Origin of the sequence: Chryseobacterium turcicum, from assembly GCF_021010565.1 — a bacterium.
Lineage (GTDB): Bacteria > Bacteroidota > Bacteroidia > Flavobacteriales > Weeksellaceae > Chryseobacterium > Chryseobacterium turcicum.
Window position 1 is genome coordinate 2,387,349 of record NZ_JAJNAY010000001.1, and the last position, 18,374, is coordinate 2,405,722.

Sequence of the window (18,374 nt, forward strand, 5' to 3'; positions counted from 1 at the left end):
ATCAAATAGAGAACACTTCAATTGACATAGCTTTTGGTTTTTAAATAGAATTTTATTCTGTTCAAAAAAAAGGAAATTGAATCAAAACGTCATTTATTAATTTAGATTTCTACTAAAGAAAAAACAAAATTTACCCTAAAATTTTTCAAATATTTATGTAATGCTTGATATTTACATTTCTCCTCTGCACAATCTAGAATTGGATACTTTGACCAATCAATAATAATTGCTGTTCTTTACTATGATAATTTTCAGCGTACATTACATTTAATTTATGATTAGCTCTAGAATTTAGCCATATTGAAGTACTGCTTAAAAAATTGTTACTTTGTACAAGAAAAACGTAACCTCAAAAAAGAAACGATGTTAGTAATAAAAGAACATCTCCAGAAACTTAGTCTCTTATCAGAAGAGGATTGGAATCATTACGCCTCTAAATTTGAAAAACATACTTTTAAAAAAAATAGCCTCATCATTCAGACTGGAGAAGTTGAAAATTACCTTTCTTTTATTGAAACAGGTATTGTTCGCTTTTGGATTGATATCAAAGACAATGAAGTGACTTTTGACTTTGCTTTCGAGAAACAATTTTTCAGTGCTTATCCATCATTTTTAACACGCGAATCAACAAATTGGAATATCCAAGCATTGACCCCAATCGTTTTATGGCGAATTTCACATGCTGACCTTCAATTGATTTATCAGCAAACTCAATCGGGTGATAAACTCGGAAGACTTGCCACTGAAAGCTTATTTATTACAGCTGCAAAGCGAAAAACTGACCTGCTGACTCAAACCGCAGAGGAGCTTTACTTAAGACTCTTGCAGGAACATAAACAATTAATACAATATATTCCATTAAAATACTTGGCCTCATATATAGGCATCACTCCCCAAGCGCTAAGTCGGATTAGAAAACGTATTTGTTAACCGAAGTTCATTTTTTTATCCTTTAGCTATCAATACTTTTGTGATTATAATTTAATAATCAACACATGAGTGAACGTTTGGATAAAAAAAGTCCAGAAAGAATGGTACGTTATTTTCGTCATTGTATTTTCCAGGGTGACTTACAAGGGGCTTTAAGTTGTTTTGATACTGAAGGAGTCTATATTGAAAGAGATGGTCAAGAAGTTAAAGGCCTAGACAACATTGAAAAAGCACTCGAAAGTATATGCGTATGGAAACCAAAAATTAGCAGTGTTAAACATAGAGTAACCATTGTTGACAATCATGCTATCTGGACAGATAAATATTTTGTAAAAGCTAAAACTCCTCATGGGGAGCCCATCGAAATGGATGGCGTTACAGCTTGTCTAATGAAGTGTAATATCAAAGGTGATTGGCTATGGTTGGTTGACAATCCATTTGCTGCAAACGATATAACTAACTAAAAAATAGACATGAACAAAAAAATGACATGTTTAGTTACAGGAGCAAATGGTCATCTTGGCAATAATCTTGTTCGAGCCCTAATAAAAGATAACTATCAAGTAAGAGCAAGTGTGCGAGATCTTAATAATAAGAAACCCTTTGAAGGCTTAAACTGTGAATTAGTATATGCAGATTTGCTGAATAAGGAATCTTTGAAAAAAGCGATGAAAGATGTGGCTATTGTATTTCATGTTGCCTCTGTTTTTAAGCATTGGTCAAATAATCCTCAAAAAGATATTATAGAACCGAATGTGATAGGTACTAAAAATATCATGGAAGCAGCAGCAGCTTGTAATGTAGATAAAGTAATAGTAGTCAGTTCAATCGCTACGCTTGATCACACCTTAGTACCGATGACGGAAAATACATGGAATCGCTCTTTCCCGAATGCTTATTACCAATCCAAACAAGAGGCTGAACAAATGGCTTGGGCAATGGCCAGAGAATTACAAGTAAACCTAATTACTGTACTTCCTTCTTCGATCATTGGAGGGCAAGTATGGAGCAACTTAACCCCTACCATGGCATTTTTTGATGGAATACTAAACAATGTATTTCCCATCAATCCTAATTTTTCCTTTAATTATGTAGATGTTACAGATGTAGCCGCAGGAATCATTTTAGCCGATAAATATGGGAAAATAGGTGAACGCTATATTTTAGCTACCGAACCGTCAATCACTACTTATGATGTATTTTCTATAGCTCAGGAATTATTTCCCGAAGTTTTAATTCCACCTAAGCTATCAAAGCCTGAACTGCTTGAGCTGGCTAAACAAATGGAAAGAGAAAGTATGATTACAAAGCTTGCTCCACCACTTATGGTGAATACGGTCATGGCATATTATGGAGTTGATTCCCGAGTGAATATTTCAAAAGCACGAACAGAATTAGGTTACAATCCTATATCTCCAGTAGAAGCCATCAAAAACACATTGTTATATTTAAAACAAAAAATGGATAAATAAAAACAGTATGCCCAATACTGAAGTATCCTTTAAAATAAGATTATCTGCTTCAATGATATGCTTGAAGCCGTGTCAATGCCTTTTAATTTTTCAATGAGCGTATCCATTTGTTTTCATATATATAATTGATTTCAAAATATTAAATAGTATCACTTTAATTCCTTCAATTTAATCAATCTTTAATATAGGAATATTCTTTATTCATCATTTGAATTTACATAAAAAAAGCATCTAACTATGTTCAGATGCTTAAAAAAATAACGAAAATCATTTATAACGGCTTAAATGCAATGGCATCCACCTCAATGAGCATGCCATCCAGCGCCAGTTTTGGAACTGGAATTAAAGTACTTGCCGGAAATTGATTTTTATCCCATACCTTATGCATTTCTTCTGTCCATATTTTAAGTTTCTCATGATCGTGGTCAACAATCAGTATTGTAATTTTAAGGACATCATTAGTTGTCAGACCTGATGCTTTAAGAACAGTGTTCAGGTTTTGAAGAGCAGTTTTAACCTGTATTCGGAAGTCCTCCGAAAGCCTATGTTCTAAACCATCTCCCCCACTTTGCCCGGAGATAAACACTAAACTTCCGTTTCCTGAAGCAGATGTAGAATGGGAAAATACAAATGGTGTGGGGTCGAAAAGCCCTTTGGGATTGTTGAATTGAATATTTGACATGTCTTTTGGATTTGGTGGATTATTTTCATTTTTAGAACAACCTATCAACAATAAAATAAATAATGGAGAGATAAGGATATTTTTTTTCTTATCCTTAAAAAGTTTAAAATTAATCATGGTTTGCAAAGAATTGTTTGATTTGAAATATCTGAGTAACTGCAGTCTTGGACCAATAGTTTGCATCATGACCACCGGGACGTTCTTCATAAATATGAGAAATATTCAATTTGATTAATTGCTCGTGAAATTTTCTGTTTTGTGTAATCAAAGGGTCGCCGGTTCCACAACTGATCAGGATTTTTTGTCGGCTGTCTTTAAGTTTATCTATCTGAGAGATGGCTGTGTAAGAAGACCATTTTTCGGTATTTTCTCCTAATAATTTAGGGATACCATATTCTCTTCCAAAAGGAACGAAATCTATAACACCACATATGCTTCCAATAGCACCAAAGACATTCTGATGTCTTGCACCTATATACAGAGTACCGTGCCCGCCCATACTCCAGCCCATTAAAGCAGTTTTAGATTGATCAGAACTATAATTTTTTTGAATAAAACCCGTCAGTTCTTTGGCAATAAACGTCTCATACATCAAATGGGGACTATCTATATACCAGCTATCATAATTTCCGTCGGGTAGCACGAATATCATCTTCATTTCTTCACTAAGCTTTACTAAGGAAGGAATATCTTGTATTAATGTTCTTTTCGGATAACCACTATATCCATGTAGTATATAAACCGTTGGCAGTTTTTCATTCTTTTCGTTTGAGGGGTGCAACACAAGGGTTTTTATTTCCTTGTTCATAGAAGCACTATAAATATTCAGTGAGTCGACTTTTTGGGAAAACATTTTTATTCCAATGCAGGTAACGACCAATGCAAATAATGACTTTATCATTGTAATTGATTTTTGTAGGAGCAAAGTTAAAAGTCCAGATCCTCAAAAATCTTTACATATGTTGAGGGAATGAGAAAATAATTCAATTTCTGAAAATTCGTATCACCTTCTTTCTGATTTAACTTATCTTTATACAATGACAGAATTTTGGGAATTTATAAATAATTATTCTTCGATCTCTGAGGAATCTAAAAAGGCTTGGTTTGCTTTGTTAAAAACGTCTGAAATAGCCAAGGGAAATCTTTTATTGGAACAGGGCACAATTCCGAAGAACATCAACTTTATATCTAAAGGACTGCTTTCGTATTATTATCTTAGTGAAAAAGGTGAAAAAATAATCAAAATATTTTTTCCAGAAAACTCCCTTGTTGCTTCTACAAGCGCATTGTTAAAGCAGGAACCTGGATTTTTCTCCATTGAGGCACTGGAAGATACGGAAGTCATCAGCTATTCTTTCAGGGATTTCAAAAAGCTTACAACAAAGCATAATGATATCGCTACTTTCTACATCACCTATCTGGAACGTCATTGGGTCGTTGAAAAAGAATTTGCCGAAATCACACTAAAATCTGCTACGGCAAAACAAAGATATTTAGAATTTGAGAAGAAATATCCTGAGCTAATTGTGCGCTTAAAGCTTCATCAAATAGCCTCCTATCTGGCAATTACTCCTACTCAACTGAGCAGAATAAGAGCGGAGCTTTAGTAATTCTATCGACATACATAAAGAATTTTATATTTTTTACGATTTATAATAAATTGATCTAAAGGCTATTATTATCATAATTTAAAAAAAACGATGAACATATAATCAAGTACTCTGCACTAAAAAGTATAGAAATTAACACCAGCTTCTCCTATTCTTTTTAGAGATTTTATATAATTCATTTCTTCACCATCAAAATGTTCCCTGAAAAAACCGACTACATCGATAAATCGTGAAATAGATCTTTTACAATGTCCTTTTTTAATTTCGTTTACAATATTTTATTTCATCATTCATACTCTGACCACCGCGTATATCTGTTTTTCCATCATATAGCTTTTTAGATATAAGCCTTCATTACGTTTTACGTCATTTAAGGGCTTTTTTTGAATTATTAAAACAATTAGTAATTTTCAGTAATATATCCTTGAAATTTAAGCCTAAGAAACTTAAAAAGTTGTTATAGGAATACGTATTAGAATACAATTATCAAAATTGTTAATTCTTTAAAAACCAATAAGACAAACAATTGACAGAAACTTAAAATTTTTGCTAAGGTTTTGGAATTTCTAACTCCGAATACACATAATTCCCCGCCTCAACAACGGAATACATTGCTTTAAAAAATCGGGTAATCCTTAATACCAGCTGTACTTTGAAAGTTGCCCATGATTAAATCAAAAATAAATTAACAAAAAAGACTACCCGATGTGGGTAGTCTTTATTATCATTGTTGTGTTTTTAGAATCTATGGTGCCCAGAAAGTCCATTTACTTCCGTTGAAAACAGCTAATCTTTTGTTGGTCCCTTTGATGTAAACCATCATTCCTGGAGCAGGGTTGATAACAGCATCTGTACTGGTTACCTGTGGTAAAATCATCGCTTTATTAGAAGATTCTAAAACCAGAAGTCCTGTTGCAGAAGTCTGATCTGATCCTATAATCGTTCCTATTGTATTGCTCTCAGCTACTATAGGTTGTTTTGTAAGTGCCGAACTTATATCTGCTTCATTCCCGCTACTTAAATCTTTCCAAGTGCCATTGTAATATTTTACTTTAGCCCTAGTCGGATCTGTTGCGTCTACCATAATAGTTCCTTCTGTAGGAGCAACAGGCATGGTACGCAGATAAGGAAGTACAATCCCTCTGTCATTAGTATTGGCAAACTCCAGTAAAACCGAAGTTTTATCTGTAGCTGTTCCGATACCGTTCCCGATGATGACTTGCGAAAAAACCACTCCGGAAATCATTAAACATAATGATGATATGATTATTTTTTTCATTTTAATATAATTTTGAAATTAAAAAATAAGTTCTAAGGTCCATTAATGATATTTAAGCATCAATCAACGATTAGAATACTTTTAAAAACCTAGAATAATTATGGGCAAGCAGGTGTACTAAAACATTTCCACTCTGTACCTGTATAGATTTTCAGACATTTGTCTGTGGTGTCATATACCATCATTCCTTCCTGTGGTTTTGTGATATTCCCCAAGTTAGCCTTCGCTATTCTGGTCGGCACGAAACCTTGATTATTAGACTCCAAAGCCATAAACCCTCCTTTTCTTACCATTGGCCAATTATCAGCATCTTGAGCACTCGCTCTTTTCAGTAAGGTGATTCCTACTTTGGTATCTTGAGCACTTCCAGCGGTAACTGCTGGGTTGTAGCAAAGAAATTCAGTGATAGGCGAACTAGGACAATGGGCAGCGTCGTTAATTGATGAAGAAGGTGAATCTGACACCTTAGTTCTAGTACCCGTTACAATATCAAATTTATAAAAGCCTCCTGAGTTTAGAAAACCATAGATTTCTCCATTAGCACCAATCATTCCTCCAAAAGAACGGAGTACCGGGTCTGCAGCACCAATAGTGGTCACTGTACCCGTTAAACTTACTTTAATTAACATCCCGTTTTGAGCAGCTCCGATATTATCTAATACAGCATACAGATGGTTGTCATTTTTATTAAATGCAAAATCTAAAACTGTAATATTATTATCTAATGTTATAGGAGTAGCTGTTTTTGTACTTACATTAATTTTATAGAGTATGTTTCCGACTACATTTATCTTTATATATAAATTACCAGCCAAATCAAATTCACCCGCATTATACTCTACATTGATTGGTAAACCTAACACAGTACCTAAATTAATAAATGAACCATCAGCGCCAAATTTTATAAGCTCACCGGTATTGTTTTTAATACCATAAATATGATTATCTATCGCATTATATCCTATCGCATTAAAATTAATCGCCGAATTAGCCCCCACCGGAGAAAACTGTAAATTGGCTAGATTGGTTGTATTAACTAAATTCAGTTGTGTGGGATTGTTTTGAGACAAATACATGTTTTCATTACAAGCAAAAGGATTGCTGAAATACGTGACAACAACAGATTTAATGTTATTACAAGCTGTAGACAATCCGTTATTTGCACATTCATAGAAAGGATCTGTTGGAGGAGTGTTTACATCTGGATTGGTTGCATCCGGGTCAGTAACATCATTAGGTCTCAATATGGTCGCTGTAAAATTATTGTTTCCGTTGGCAGGAGTTACTACTGTATTTACTTTTACAGGAAAAGAATAAGTAATCTCACAACCATTAGGCAAAGCTAATTTTGAAGAATAAATCCTGGTTGTCGCATTGTAAGTAATTCCTAGATTTTCACTACCACAAGTGTTACCTGTAAAAACAGGGGTTCCGTTTGCTTCGAAGCCGGCAGGAAGTATGAAACTAAATGGCGCTCCAGTAACACCGTCTGGGCCGTCGTTCTTTACTTTAACTTCAATATTAAAAGTATCTCCTGCTGATAAATTGCTTTTATCAGTAGTAATTGATGAGACTTTAAGGTCTGCCACTTTAATATTGACACTGGTGGTTTTAGTAACTGTTGAACCTTGAACAAAAGACCAAGTATCCATTGATTTTTCATTACCAAAACTATAACTACCTTTTCCACCGTTACCAGATCCTGACGAAGCGCTGTACGTTCCCCATTTGTGCCCATTGGCAAGAGTGGTACCAATAGTGGTACCACTGCTTAATCCTGTTAAATTGGTAAGAGGACTAGACTTTTCTCCTGCTAGACCTGTTAAAATTAAAGAATCGTCCCAATACACAACATCAGATTCTACAGAAAGATCTGCTCTTAGTAATTCAATAATGATACCTTTTGGGTTAATTTCCATATCGATATAAGGGAAATGAACTTCTCCACCTTTCAAGGTAACACTTACTTTAACGGGGATATTGCCTGTAATGGGCAGGTTATTTCCAGCACCGTCTTTTCCATTCCAAAAAACAGTATTAATCCCCATTTCAGAGTCTCCTGTTAATGTTCTTGAAGGAAAAACTACCCCTGGATCATCGCTTTCAATAAGAACGACATAAGTACCATGAGAATCTGAATCAAAAGCAATATTGCCTCCTTTTTCTCCCATTTGTCCTGCCGTACCATCTACACCCGAAAATGTAATATTACTAGCAGTAGCGGTTGATCTGGGAGATTTAAGCCACGTAGAAACACCTCCTGGCACTGCTTTGCTATTGGAAGATATAGGTAAATCCGTTGATGGTAAATTATAAAACAATTTATGAGTCAATCCCTTAGGACCATCTGGATCTCTTGGATCTTGACCTTGTGTAGCAGTAATGGTTGAAGTAGTTAAACTTTTATAGGTTTGTTTATTAGCACTGTCTACAAAACCTTTAGAATTAACATACGAAATAAAACCAACCCCATTAGAGCCATTGTTATTTACATGGTATATATATCCGTCTTTGGTTAATACATAGTTTTTACCATAAAAAGATTTAGCTTCTGTAAAGCTAGCATTAATTATAAAATTAAACTGGTTGGTATACACTCTCCCATTTACCCATGCGTTATTAGCAGAATTTCTAACCGACACGTCCCATGCTGCGATACTTGCAGTGGTACCGGCATTATTATTTGCTTGAGACCAACTGCCTGTCGCAGCCATATCAACTTGAGGAGTATCTGATGCGGTAATACCTCCTGGTGCAATAAATTCAATTTTCCAAATACCCACTTGGTCATTCGTAGCTAATCTGTTAAAAGTGGAATACGCATCACCAACGGTAGCACCTGTTGAACTAGGGCCAGCAACCTCTGCAATTCGATTCGGAATTTGACCTGTTGTATTGGCCCCACTTGTATATACTGTACCATCTGGTGCGGTAAGTCTTATTCTACCATTTCTTACTCCTTGGGCGCTAGAAGCAGCATGAATTGTTTCACCGCTTTTCACATACGCATAATGTATTCCAAGATTACCATAGGGATAACTAGCTGTATTCACTCCTGTTCCACTCACCAAAAATGCTCGGTTTCCTACTGCATCACTTGGGTATAGATCTTTTGACCCTTCTGCATAACCATAGCTTAATCCTAAAAATAAAAAAACTAAGCTGTATAAAAATTTGTTCATTAAAATTATGTTAAAATTGAAATTTGTTTTATTTTCTGATTTAAACATAATGAAGGAGGGCCTCTATCTTTAAGATTAATAAATATTTCATGAATAATAACGCATTGTTCTCTGGTGGGAATTTTGCGTTTTACACAAAAAGAAGATAACAAAAACTTAGATTCAATGACGAGATAAGCTTTTTGTATTTCTTGAGATCTAGTAAGGATTAAAGAATTTTTTTCTTGAGATCTGGTAAAAAAGCCACTAGATTCAGACTCTTTAACGAGCCGTAATTCTTCTTTTTTAGGGCCATTTTTTTTAGAAACTTTTGAGAGTGTATTTTGTTTTACAGCCTTCGCTGGAGTTTTTGTATATTTTGTCTTATGTTTTTCATGCTTAAACTTACCATTTTTAAGCTCTTGAGCATTGATAATTGTGGCACCGTTGCTTACAAATACAGAGATGCTATCTTGTTTATTAGAGACATAAACACCTAACCCAACAGTCTGTGTACCAGTTGAAATATGTATTGTGGGAGTTTGTGCAAAAATAGGGATTGAGACCCACAACAGAAAAATACACCCCAAAAAAGTGAGCTGCTGTGTGTTTATTTTTTTAAATAATAAGGAAGAAAGGTTTTTTTTGGCCAAATTAGCTTGTTTGTCCGCTACTGAAAATTTTTGCAATATTACAAAATATTAATTTATTTTTTTATCACTATTTATTGATAAAAAACAAGCAATAAAGGACATTAATCTTATTATTCATAAGTATTACAACATTTTTAATTTGATTAATTATCACAACAATAAGAATATTAATAAAACAATAAAACATTTCATATAAATAAGTTTTATTAATCTATAGAAAAAAACTGATGCTTATCGTAAAAATGAAAAATTGTGAATTTCTGACCCTGAATTTTTAAACATTGGCTTTACAGATTAAGACAGTATTTAAAGAATATTTTGCGACTTAGCGATGGTCAACTTTTTAGTTTAAATAGATTTAGAATTAAGTATAGCACCTGAGGGGTCAAATTACTATTATTTTAGAGCTTGTTTAAATTTTATTAATTTAAATTCTGAACAATTAAGTTGTGATTTTTTCCAATCATTTTTTATATAATTCTCGCAGATTACTCAGATTTAGCAGATTAAAAACAGAGAAATTAATCTGCTCAATCAGCAAAATCCGCGAGATAAATTATTTTCATTTAAATATAAACAAGCTCTTAATATATTATAAAAAATATCTATTACGAATCACGACAAGCTTAATTTAAAATTAGGTAGTCATATTTCTAAGTAATAAATATGAAGCAATAAGTTAAAAATAACCAATAATATTATAGACTATTTACCTTCTCCCTCAAAAAAAACATTCTCGTTACGCAGGATGAGATTGTAGAATCTGATTATTCTCCAAATCCTGATTACGGTTTTTTATGAAATCAACGGGACGAATTCCATTGATTTCCTGAAAAAGATTTGAAAAGTTTGTTCTGGAAGCGATTCCGCACTTTTCTGCTAATGTCTCAATTTTGTAGTTTAGATACACTTTATCATTATACAACTTATTGGTAATATAATTGATACGAAGTTCACTTAGGTATCTATTAAAATTCATCTCCTTATACTCATTGATTACCTGAGAAAGATAATTTGAATTGGTATTAAATTTCATCGCCAACTTATTCAATGTCAATCCATTTTCAACAAATCCAGACTTTCTCTCAAAATTATCTAATTTTAAAAGTAAGTCGTTAATTATTGCGTCGCTTAATCCTGATTTTTCGTCTCCGTTTGGTTTTACTTTACTTTTTTCTGTAACAATTTCTGCAGAAGATTTATTCAGAATCTTTTCTTCCAAAATAAGATAGTTTGCTTTAATTCTTTTCTCATTCTTATATTTTATCATTAAAGCAATCGTAAGCGCTATGAGTAGAATAATTAAGCCCACAATAATCCAAATACCCCAAGATGTTGCTTTTTCTAGCCTTTCTTTTTCTTCGGTTAATGCTTCTGTATCATATTTTTTATGAATTGTTGATGCGAGGTAAGAAAAGTCTTTTGATATTACACTATCAGCCTTCAATAGTTGCTTGGTGTAATAGAGTTCTTTTTTGAGCTCACTATCTTTTTTATAGTAATTAATCAGTAGCTCATAGTTTTCACGAAGTTCCGGGAGTATAAAATTATGCTTTTGGAACACGGAGTCTACCTTATTAAAATGTAAAATGGCATTTGAATAATCCTGAAGACCTAAATACGATTTACCAATATAAAAGTAAACTACAGTCGCCCAGGCAAAATCGTTAATATTGGTAATTGGTTTTATTGATTCATGAAGTAAATTCAATGAATTTCTGTAATTTTTTTTCCGATATTCATTAATACCCTTTTCCTTTAGAAAATAGCCATATTCCTGCTGGAAATCTTTATTGTTTTTCGTCTGTTGAAATCCTATATTAAGAAGAGAATCTACGGCTTTGTAGTTATTTAATTTCCTATAAGATACAGCCATCTGATGAAGGCTATTGTAATACCCTCTTTTATTATTAAATACAATATTGGAATGTACTTTTTCTTTTGATTTTAATTCAAAATAAGATTGTGTTTTTTTAAAATGAATTAAAGCTTCTTGATTATATCCCAAATAACTTTTCACCACTCCCATATGATAAAGAATAGCATTTTTCAAGAAATCATCTTGGGAGTTTTTAGAATATTCATAAGCTTTTAAATACTCCTGTAAAGCAGACTGATATTTTTTATAATTAAAGTAATATACTACTCCTTTTCTAAGGTAAGCATCACTTATCAAATCGGTATTATCAGATAGCTTTGCCGCAAAAATAGCACTGTCGGCATATTTCAACTTAGCATTCGCAGAAGAAGAATAAAAGGTAGCATCATGATATCCTTGTACCAAATGCGGATAGTCTTTTTCTTTTTTAGCCAACGAGATATACTCTTTCAAAAACTGAAAAGCACGAGCGTCATTTTCAGAATAATTTTCGTATTTCTTCTTTATTTTATAGAAATCACTATACGATTCTTGTTGTGAATAGAAAGTGTTAAAAATAAATAAAAGCAGAATAAAGTAAAACCTGTTCAAAAATTCGGATTATGAGATGAAATATTTATCCTATAAAAGTAGCTAAAATCTAATTAAAACAATCAGAAAACAACACTTTAACATCATAAAATTCAAATTACACAAAAACACATTTAAATCACTGAAAATCAAAAACTTAAAATTGAGCTAATTCATTAATTAGCACGTGCTGATTCTACAATAAGTACTACAAACGTTTTCGTAAGCGGGTAAAGCGGTCTAAATTCGAAATCTGAATTCAAAGATAAAACCGGCCGGGATAACCTTTCAAAACAAAGTAGAAAATGAAAACGCTTATCTCAATATTTTTAGTTTTAACCATATTAATATCAACAATATCATGTAGGGTTCAAGATGATGATTTTGAAACAAATGAAATTGTAAATCATACAGAATTACAATTAGCTAGCAGAAAAAGTAACGACACTGCTACAACAAAATTCATTAATAGTCTAGGAGACCCGCCCCCAAAAAACGGAACACAATGGAGAATAAAAAAATAAAACCATAACCATAAAAACTTCAATTACAAAAGCAGCCAAATTAAAAAAATGAGTTTCTCACGTTTGGTTGCTTTTTCATCTTTTTTAATTTGAAGAATTTATAATTTAATCAATAATGACACACCAAAAGCATAGTCTATAAAGCCAAGAATCAGCAATACTGAAACTGATAAAAGCTACTTTAAATTTCAAAGAAAGAGCTTGGAGGCATTTACCCAAAGCTGAGAATGAACTGACTTTACAAATTAATCGGCTCAACGATGAGCAAAAAAGTGTAAAAATCAGCAACAACAAAGAAAAACACAACATCAATATCATTCTCAGCATAAGGGTTAAAAAGAGTGTTATAAAAAGCGTATTATGCGTAATAATAGACAAGGGGTCTGTATTTAAATTCTAGGTAAATTTCGTTTCTACGGAACCCCTAATAATAAAAGCTGTAATTTAATTATTACAGCTTTTATATTTTCGATGAAATTATTTTTTTAAAAATCCGAAAGCAAGTTTAAAATTACTACAGATTTTCGGATGTTTTACTCTATCTCATAAGAAATCTGAATCTGTCAATGTTTTTAAGCGCAATACCCGTTCCACGAACGACTGCTCTTAATGGGTCTTCAGCTACAAAAACAGGCAATCCTGTCTTTCTGTGAATTCTATCTGCTAATCCGTTAAGCAACGCACCGCCTCCTGCAAGGAAAATCCCTGTTTTATAAATATCTGTTGCAAGTTCTGGTGGTGTAATGGAAAGCGTTTCTAATATAGCGTCTTCAATTCGTATCAAAGATTTATCTAAGGCTTTAAAAATCTCTTTATAATTAACGATAATCTCTTTTGGCTTACCTGTAAGAAGGTCTTTTCCCTGTACAGAAATATCATCTAAAGGAAAATCTAATTCTTCCAATGCAGAACCAATTTCTATTTTTATTTTCTCAGCAGTTCTTTCACCAATATCCAGATTGTGCTTTGTTCTGATGAAATAAGAAATATCATTGTTAAAAACATCACCTGCTAATTTTAAAGATCTGTCGCAGACGATTCCACCTAATGCAATAACGGCTATTTCGGTTGTTCCACCACCTATGTCAACAATCATATTTCCTTCCGGACTTTCAACATCAATACCCGCTCCTATCGCTGCTGCCATTGGCTCATACACCATTATAATTTCTTTGGCATTTACTTTCTGTGCAGAATCTCTAACCGCTCTTCTTTCTACCTCGGTTATTCCCGAAGGGATGCATATAACGATTCTAAGTGCAGGCTGAAAAAACCTACCCTTAATTTGAGAAATCTGCTTAATAAATTCTTTAATTAGATGCTCAGAAGCGTGAAAATCTGCAATAACACCATCTTTCAACGGTCTGATAACTCTTATATCTTCATGCGTTTTACCCTGCATGAGTTTTGCCTCCTGTCCTACGGCGATTGCTTTTCCAGTCAAGCGGTCCATAGCAACAATAGAAGGTTGATCAATAACAATTTTATCCTGGTATATAATTAGGGTATTAGCCGTTCCTAAATCCATAGCAATCTCTGCCGTAAACATATCAAATATCCCCATTCTTACAATAATTTATAGGGCATAAAATTACGCCTATTCCTGATATTTACCGCTAAAATAAACTACTTAAGAAGTTAAACATACGTTAAAATTACAGATATAAGGCTTGATGAGCTTCACTTTCAAAAAAACAATGCTTTTTAAGAGTAATTTAAAGTTTAAACATTCTGTTCAGCTTTAAATATTATGGTTGATAATGTAAATTATTATTGGTAAATATTTTATCTTGGTATTTAAAATCTGAAGGTAGAAAATAATCATAAAAAGCAATTAAAATGAATCTACAAGCTGAGCAATTTTTCGAAAAAGCTAAGAAATGGAAAGAAGAATTCTATCTCTTACGTGAAATCATTTCTGAAAATGATGTTTTGGAAGAAGATTATAAATGGATGCATCCCTGTTATACATTAGATGGAAAAAATGTGGTGCTTATTCATGGTTTTAAAGAGTACTTTGCGCTGCTTTTTCATAAAGGTGCATTGATGAAAGATTCTGAACATATTCTCATTCAGCAAACCGAAAATGTACAGTCAGCAAGACAAATCAGATTTAAAAATATTGAGGAAGTAGAAAAACAACGAACCATTATAAAAAAATACATTGAAGAAGCAGTAGCAATAGAAAAATCCGGACAAAAAATAGAATTAAAAAAGGTTTCAGAATATCCTGTTCCAATAGAATTTCAACGAGCATTAGATGAAGATGTAGCTTTAAGTCAATCATTTTATGCATTAAGTCCTGGAAGACAAAAAGGATATTTATTTTATTTCAATCAGGCTAAACAATCAAAAACGCGTGAAACCAGAATTGAGAAACACTACCAAAATATTCTGGATGGAAAAGGAATGGATGATTAACCCATTAGAACTATTAAACAAAAACTCTCGCAGATTAAGCAAATTTTGCAGATAAGATTTTATAAATAATCAGCTCAATCTGCGAGAGTCTTTTTTTTAAAATGAATTTATTTTTCCTTCAGATCTTTATTAATCTGCTTTTCGGCATTTTTAGCTTTCTGTTCCTGAGCCGCTTTTTCTTTACGTTGCTGTTTTTTTGTCTTCTTCTCAGCACGTCTTTCTTCACGAATTACTTTGTTTGATTTTTCGTTATACAAAGCATCTACAATCCCCTGCCCTTTTTTACTGAATATTTTCACCTGTGGTTTCTCATGGGTTCCTGTAACAACAATAGGGAAACCAATTAATCCACCAGGAAGAATTCCAACACGTACTCTCAAATCTAGCAAACCATTAAAACTGGTTGTTCCACTGATGGTAGGTCTCAAAATAGACACTTTAAAAGTAAATTTATCAACGTGAATCAAATTATTCTTGATATGCGTTTCAATATTCACCCCTTTCATATCAGGATTATTAAAGGCTTTTGCTCCAATATTATCTCCCACTGCAGAAAGCATTTTCAGATTTTTAACTTCCACATCACGAAGATTGACTACTCCACCACCTTCTAAAGACGGATAAATCGGGGTCATATTTTTATCAAAATCTCCTTTTAATTTATAATCTAAAGAAACAATTCCTTTCACATTTTTGGCGGCAGTTGCCATTTCTCGCACCATATCAATTTCATTATATGCTCGCTGAACATCAAAATCTAATACGTTAAGAGCAATATCATAATTAGCCGTTAACGGCGACTCATCCTGATAACGAGCATCAATTTTCATTCTGCTTCCCACCAAGTCAAATGATGTATTTTTTAGAAAAACTTCACCTTTATTGACCGATGCCAAACCGAAAAGATTATTAAGATTCAAGCCTTTAAATTCAACATTTTTAGCATCTGCTTCCAATGAAACGTCTAAATTTTTAGGAATAATCACCACCCCGCTGCTTTTCGGATTTTCAACTTTAGCATAATCTACTTCTATCGATTTTTTTGAATTATCTCCGTCTTTAAGAGCCATAAATTCATCAATGAGAATGTATCTTGATTTTAATTTAAACTTCCCGTGAAGCGTACCTTTTCTTTCAATAAAATAATTAATAGTGTTTAAAAGATAACCATTTAAAGCAAAATCTGATTTTCCATAATTGGCAAAAAACTTTCTGAACCACATTTTCTCATTTTCAAACTCAAAATTTCCTTCTTTAATATAGAATGATTTCGGAAGATACTCTGTCGTCGCTTTTATATTTTTTAAAATTAAATTTCCTTTATTATCCAATCTGCTGTACTGACCTGTTGTTGCATAACTTTGTCGACCGTTCAGTGACAAATCTGCCATGATTAAACCACTCACATCTAAACCTTTTTTAGCAAAAACTTTATAAATTCGTCCCACATTCAGAGTTCCTTTTGCACGAACTTTATAAAGAACATCTTCAAAATTCTGCAAATCTGCGTTTATAAAAACAGGATTTCCTTCAAAATCAAATTTAAACGGGTCTAGCTTTACACCTAAACTCTTAAAAGTACCGTCTGAATTGATAATATTTGCTACAATATTGATGTTTTGGATAGGATTAGGATAATATTTTGTTTTCAGCCAACCATTTTTCAAGTTAAGGTAACCATTCGTTTTGGGGAACAATTTTTTATCTAAACTAAAAATCCCGTTCGCTTTGATATCTGTATCCATCAAACCTCTTACATCAATATCTTTTAGCCCTAAAGACTGACTTAAAGTCTGTAAATCAACTGCACCTTTTACATTGGCATTAATAAACATTTCATCTAAACCTTTTGTTTTAACAACCGCCTTAAAGTTATTATTCGGACCGAGGTCGAAGCTTAATTTTTTTAAATCAATTTCTAGTTTTTCTGTATTTAAATCGGGTAAATCTACATTAAGGTTCATATTAAAATTGTTCATCGGAACCGGAGCTTTTCCGTTGGAAACAAAACCGTCTTTTACAAACAATCTCGCTTTCAATCTTGGTTTTTGATTTTGAGGCTCACTGAATCGTCCTTTCAGACTAAAAAACAAATCACTATTTCCTTCAATTTTGGTGTCTTTTGCCCAATCTAAATACTGTGGCGGAAGCACAGAAATCATATCACGAATGGTTGTTTTTTCTGATGCGACATTGATGTCGAGATTATAACCGTCTTTTAAAATACTTACAAAACCTGTAAATTTTAAAGGTAAATCATTAATTCTCAACTCATTTTTTCTAAGCACAAAAGTCAAAGCATTGGTATTGATTCTGGTAATTAAATCGGCGTGCAACGTTTTTTGTTTAGCGTAATAAATTCTGTTTAAGCTAAAATCAAGCTTATCAATATTCAAATCTGTTGTAAGGTCAAAAATATCTTCACTTAAACCACCTTTTCCTGTATAATTTAATCCTTTTGCATCCACCAAAACTCTTGCGGCATGGTCGTTATACTTGATATTCCAGTTTCTTAATTTAATTAAATCAAGCTTTATAGATGCTCCGGTTCCTGTTGTATCTTTTGGCTTTTCTGAAGGTTTTGAAACATAAACGTTATAATTTGCTTCTCCTTTCGTATTGACAAAAACATTGGCATAAGCATCTGTAACATAGATTTCATCAATTTTCACTTCACCATCGAAAATTAGATTTTTAAGATTAATCCCCACGGCTACTTCTTTTGCAGCAAGCAAAGTGTCGTTTTGAAAAGGCTTTGAACCTTTCAGTAAAAAATCATCAACAGAAACCGTCAATGATGGAAAGTGTCTAAAAAAAGTAAGGTGTGTTTTTTTATAATCCAGTTTACCTGCAAGATGATTATTGGCAAATAGTTTTACCTGCTCAGAAACTGTTCCCGGAAATAAAACAGGAATGATAAACATAAGAAAAAGAATGGATACGATTGAAATTCCTATCCATTTCAAAATTTTCAAGATTATATTTTTAAACCTATTCATGGCTGAATTATTTTGTGATTATACGTGTGAATTCTATAAGAATATTTGATTATCATCTAAAATCGAGCCATTGAAAACCTTAGATATTCTGAAAATCACTAAAACTGTTCAGAAAGAAATAATTTTCTTTTTTATCACTAACAGATGTAATATTTATATCATTTTGATTGTCAATAACAATATAAACCATACTC

14 protein-coding genes are annotated in these 18,374 nt (G+C 32.7%); 6 read left to right on the forward strand and 8 right to left on the reverse strand.

Annotated features, from left to right (window positions below; genetic code table 11):
- The first annotated feature begins 363 nt into the window (after positions 1-363).
- The 3 genes from LO744_RS10895 (at position 364) to LO744_RS10905 (ending at position 2,402) form a co-directional block, all read left to right on the forward strand.
- On the forward strand, positions 364-930 hold the full coding sequence (locus tag LO744_RS10895) for a Crp/Fnr family transcriptional regulator (protein ID WP_230669288.1): 567 nt from the start codon (positions 364-366) through the stop codon (positions 928-930).
- Positions 931-995: 65 nt separating this feature from the next.
- The gene (locus tag LO744_RS10900; protein ID WP_230669289.1) at positions 996-1,394 is read left to right on the forward strand and encodes a YybH family protein; all 399 of its coding nucleotides are present in this window, start codon (positions 996-998) and stop codon (positions 1,392-1,394) included.
- 9 nt (positions 1,395-1,403) lie between these two features.
- Positions 1,404-2,402 (forward strand): NAD-dependent epimerase/dehydratase family protein, encoded by a 999-nt coding sequence (locus tag LO744_RS10905; RefSeq protein WP_230669290.1) that lies wholly within the window; start codon positions 1,404-1,406, stop codon positions 2,400-2,402.
- 271 nt (positions 2,403-2,673) lie between these two features.
- On the opposite strand, the gene LO744_RS10910 is transcribed toward LO744_RS10905, so the two are convergent.
- Together LO744_RS10910 and LO744_RS10915 are read right to left on the reverse strand one after the other, a co-directional pair.
- Positions 2,674-3,201, reverse strand: a complete 528-nt coding sequence (locus LO744_RS10910) for a RidA family protein (protein WP_230669291.1) — start codon at positions 3,199-3,201, stop codon at positions 2,674-2,676.
- Positions 3,194-3,985, reverse strand: a complete 792-nt coding sequence (locus tag LO744_RS10915; RefSeq protein ID WP_317207249.1) for an alpha/beta hydrolase — start codon at positions 3,983-3,985, stop codon at positions 3,194-3,196. The genes LO744_RS10910 and LO744_RS10915 overlap by 8 nt, the downstream gene beginning before the upstream one ends.
- 136 nt (positions 3,986-4,121) lie before the next feature.
- Here LO744_RS10915 and LO744_RS10920 point away from each other — a divergent pair, with 136 nt between their 5' ends.
- Positions 4,122-4,691 (forward strand): Crp/Fnr family transcriptional regulator, encoded by a 570-nt coding sequence (locus LO744_RS10920; RefSeq protein ID WP_230669293.1) that lies wholly within the window; start codon positions 4,122-4,124, stop codon positions 4,689-4,691.
- A 748-nt stretch (positions 4,692-5,439) separates the two neighbouring features.
- Here LO744_RS10920 and LO744_RS10925 read toward each other — a convergent pair.
- From LO744_RS10925 to LO744_RS10940, 4 genes are all read right to left on the reverse strand, one after another.
- Entirely contained in the window at positions 5,440-5,973 is a 534-nt protein-coding gene (locus LO744_RS10925; RefSeq protein WP_230669294.1) for a hypothetical protein, read from the reverse strand.
- Positions 5,974-6,071: 98 nt separating this feature from the next.
- Positions 6,072-9,155, reverse strand: coding sequence for a DUF11 domain-containing protein (locus LO744_RS10930; RefSeq protein WP_230669295.1), 3,084 nt, complete (start codon positions 9,153-9,155; stop codon positions 6,072-6,074).
- Positions 9,156-9,160: 5 nt separating this feature from the next.
- Entirely contained in the window at positions 9,161-9,823 is a 663-nt protein-coding gene (locus LO744_RS10935) for a hypothetical protein (protein ID WP_230669296.1), read from the reverse strand.
- A gap of 703 nt (positions 9,824-10,526) precedes the next feature.
- A complete protein-coding gene (locus LO744_RS10940; RefSeq protein WP_230669297.1) occupies positions 10,527-12,257 on the reverse strand; it encodes a helix-turn-helix domain-containing protein in 1,731 nt (576 codons plus the stop codon).
- 284 nt (positions 12,258-12,541) lie between these two features.
- On the opposite strand from LO744_RS10940, the gene LO744_RS10945 reads away from it, so the two are divergent.
- A complete protein-coding gene (locus tag LO744_RS10945; protein WP_230669298.1) occupies positions 12,542-12,760 on the forward strand; it encodes a hypothetical protein in 219 nt (72 codons plus the stop codon).
- A 538-nt stretch (positions 12,761-13,298) separates the two neighbouring features.
- Here the strand turns inward: LO744_RS10945 and LO744_RS10950 are convergent.
- Positions 13,299-14,324 carry a rod shape-determining protein gene (locus LO744_RS10950; RefSeq protein WP_230669299.1) on the reverse strand — a complete coding sequence of 342 codons (1,026 nt, stop codon included), beginning with the start codon at positions 14,322-14,324 and terminating at the stop codon, positions 13,299-13,301.
- Positions 14,325-14,599: 275 nt separating this feature from the next.
- Between LO744_RS10950 and LO744_RS10955 the strand changes: the two genes are divergently transcribed.
- Positions 14,600-15,181, forward strand: coding sequence for a YdeI/OmpD-associated family protein (locus LO744_RS10955; RefSeq protein ID WP_230669300.1), 582 nt, complete (start codon positions 14,600-14,602; stop codon positions 15,179-15,181).
- Positions 15,182-15,288: 107 nt separating this feature from the next.
- Here LO744_RS10955 and LO744_RS10960 read toward each other — a convergent pair whose 3' ends face one another.
- Positions 15,289-18,156, reverse strand: coding sequence for an AsmA-like C-terminal region-containing protein (locus tag LO744_RS10960; RefSeq protein WP_230669301.1), 2,868 nt, complete (start codon positions 18,154-18,156; stop codon positions 15,289-15,291).
- Positions 18,157-18,374 lie beyond the last annotated feature (218 nt).

Excerpts from the sequence above, each read along its gene's own strand:
- LO744_RS10895 (WP_230669288.1), top strand. The coding sequence starts at position 364 with ATGTTAGTAATAAAAGAACATCTCCAGAAACTTAGTCTCTTATCAGAA.
- LO744_RS10900 (WP_230669289.1), top strand. The coding sequence starts at position 996 with ATGAGTGAACGTTTGGATAAAAAAAGTCCAGAAAGAATGGTACGTTAT.
- LO744_RS10905 (WP_230669290.1), top strand. The coding sequence starts at position 1,404 with ATGAACAAAAAAATGACATGTTTAGTTACAGGAGCAAATGGTCATCTT.
- LO744_RS10910 (WP_230669291.1), bottom strand. The coding sequence starts at position 3,201 with ATGATTAATTTTAAACTTTTTAAGGATAAGAAAAAAAATATCCTTATC.
- LO744_RS10915 (WP_317207249.1), bottom strand. The coding sequence starts at position 3,985 with ATGATAAAGTCATTATTTGCATTGGTCGTTACCTGCATTGGAATAAAA.
- LO744_RS10920 (WP_230669293.1), top strand. The coding sequence starts at position 4,122 with ATGACAGAATTTTGGGAATTTATAAATAATTATTCTTCGATCTCTGAG.
- LO744_RS10925 (WP_230669294.1), bottom strand. The coding sequence starts at position 5,973 with ATGAAAAAAATAATCATATCATCATTATGTTTAATGATTTCCGGAGTG.
- LO744_RS10930 (WP_230669295.1), bottom strand. The coding sequence starts at position 9,155 with ATGAACAAATTTTTATACAGCTTAGTTTTTTTATTTTTAGGATTAAGC.
- LO744_RS10945 (WP_230669298.1), top strand. The coding sequence starts at position 12,542 with ATGAAAACGCTTATCTCAATATTTTTAGTTTTAACCATATTAATATCA.
- LO744_RS10950 (WP_230669299.1), bottom strand. The coding sequence starts at position 14,324 with ATGGGGATATTTGATATGTTTACGGCAGAGATTGCTATGGATTTAGGA.
- LO744_RS10955 (WP_230669300.1), top strand. The coding sequence starts at position 14,600 with ATGAATCTACAAGCTGAGCAATTTTTCGAAAAAGCTAAGAAATGGAAA.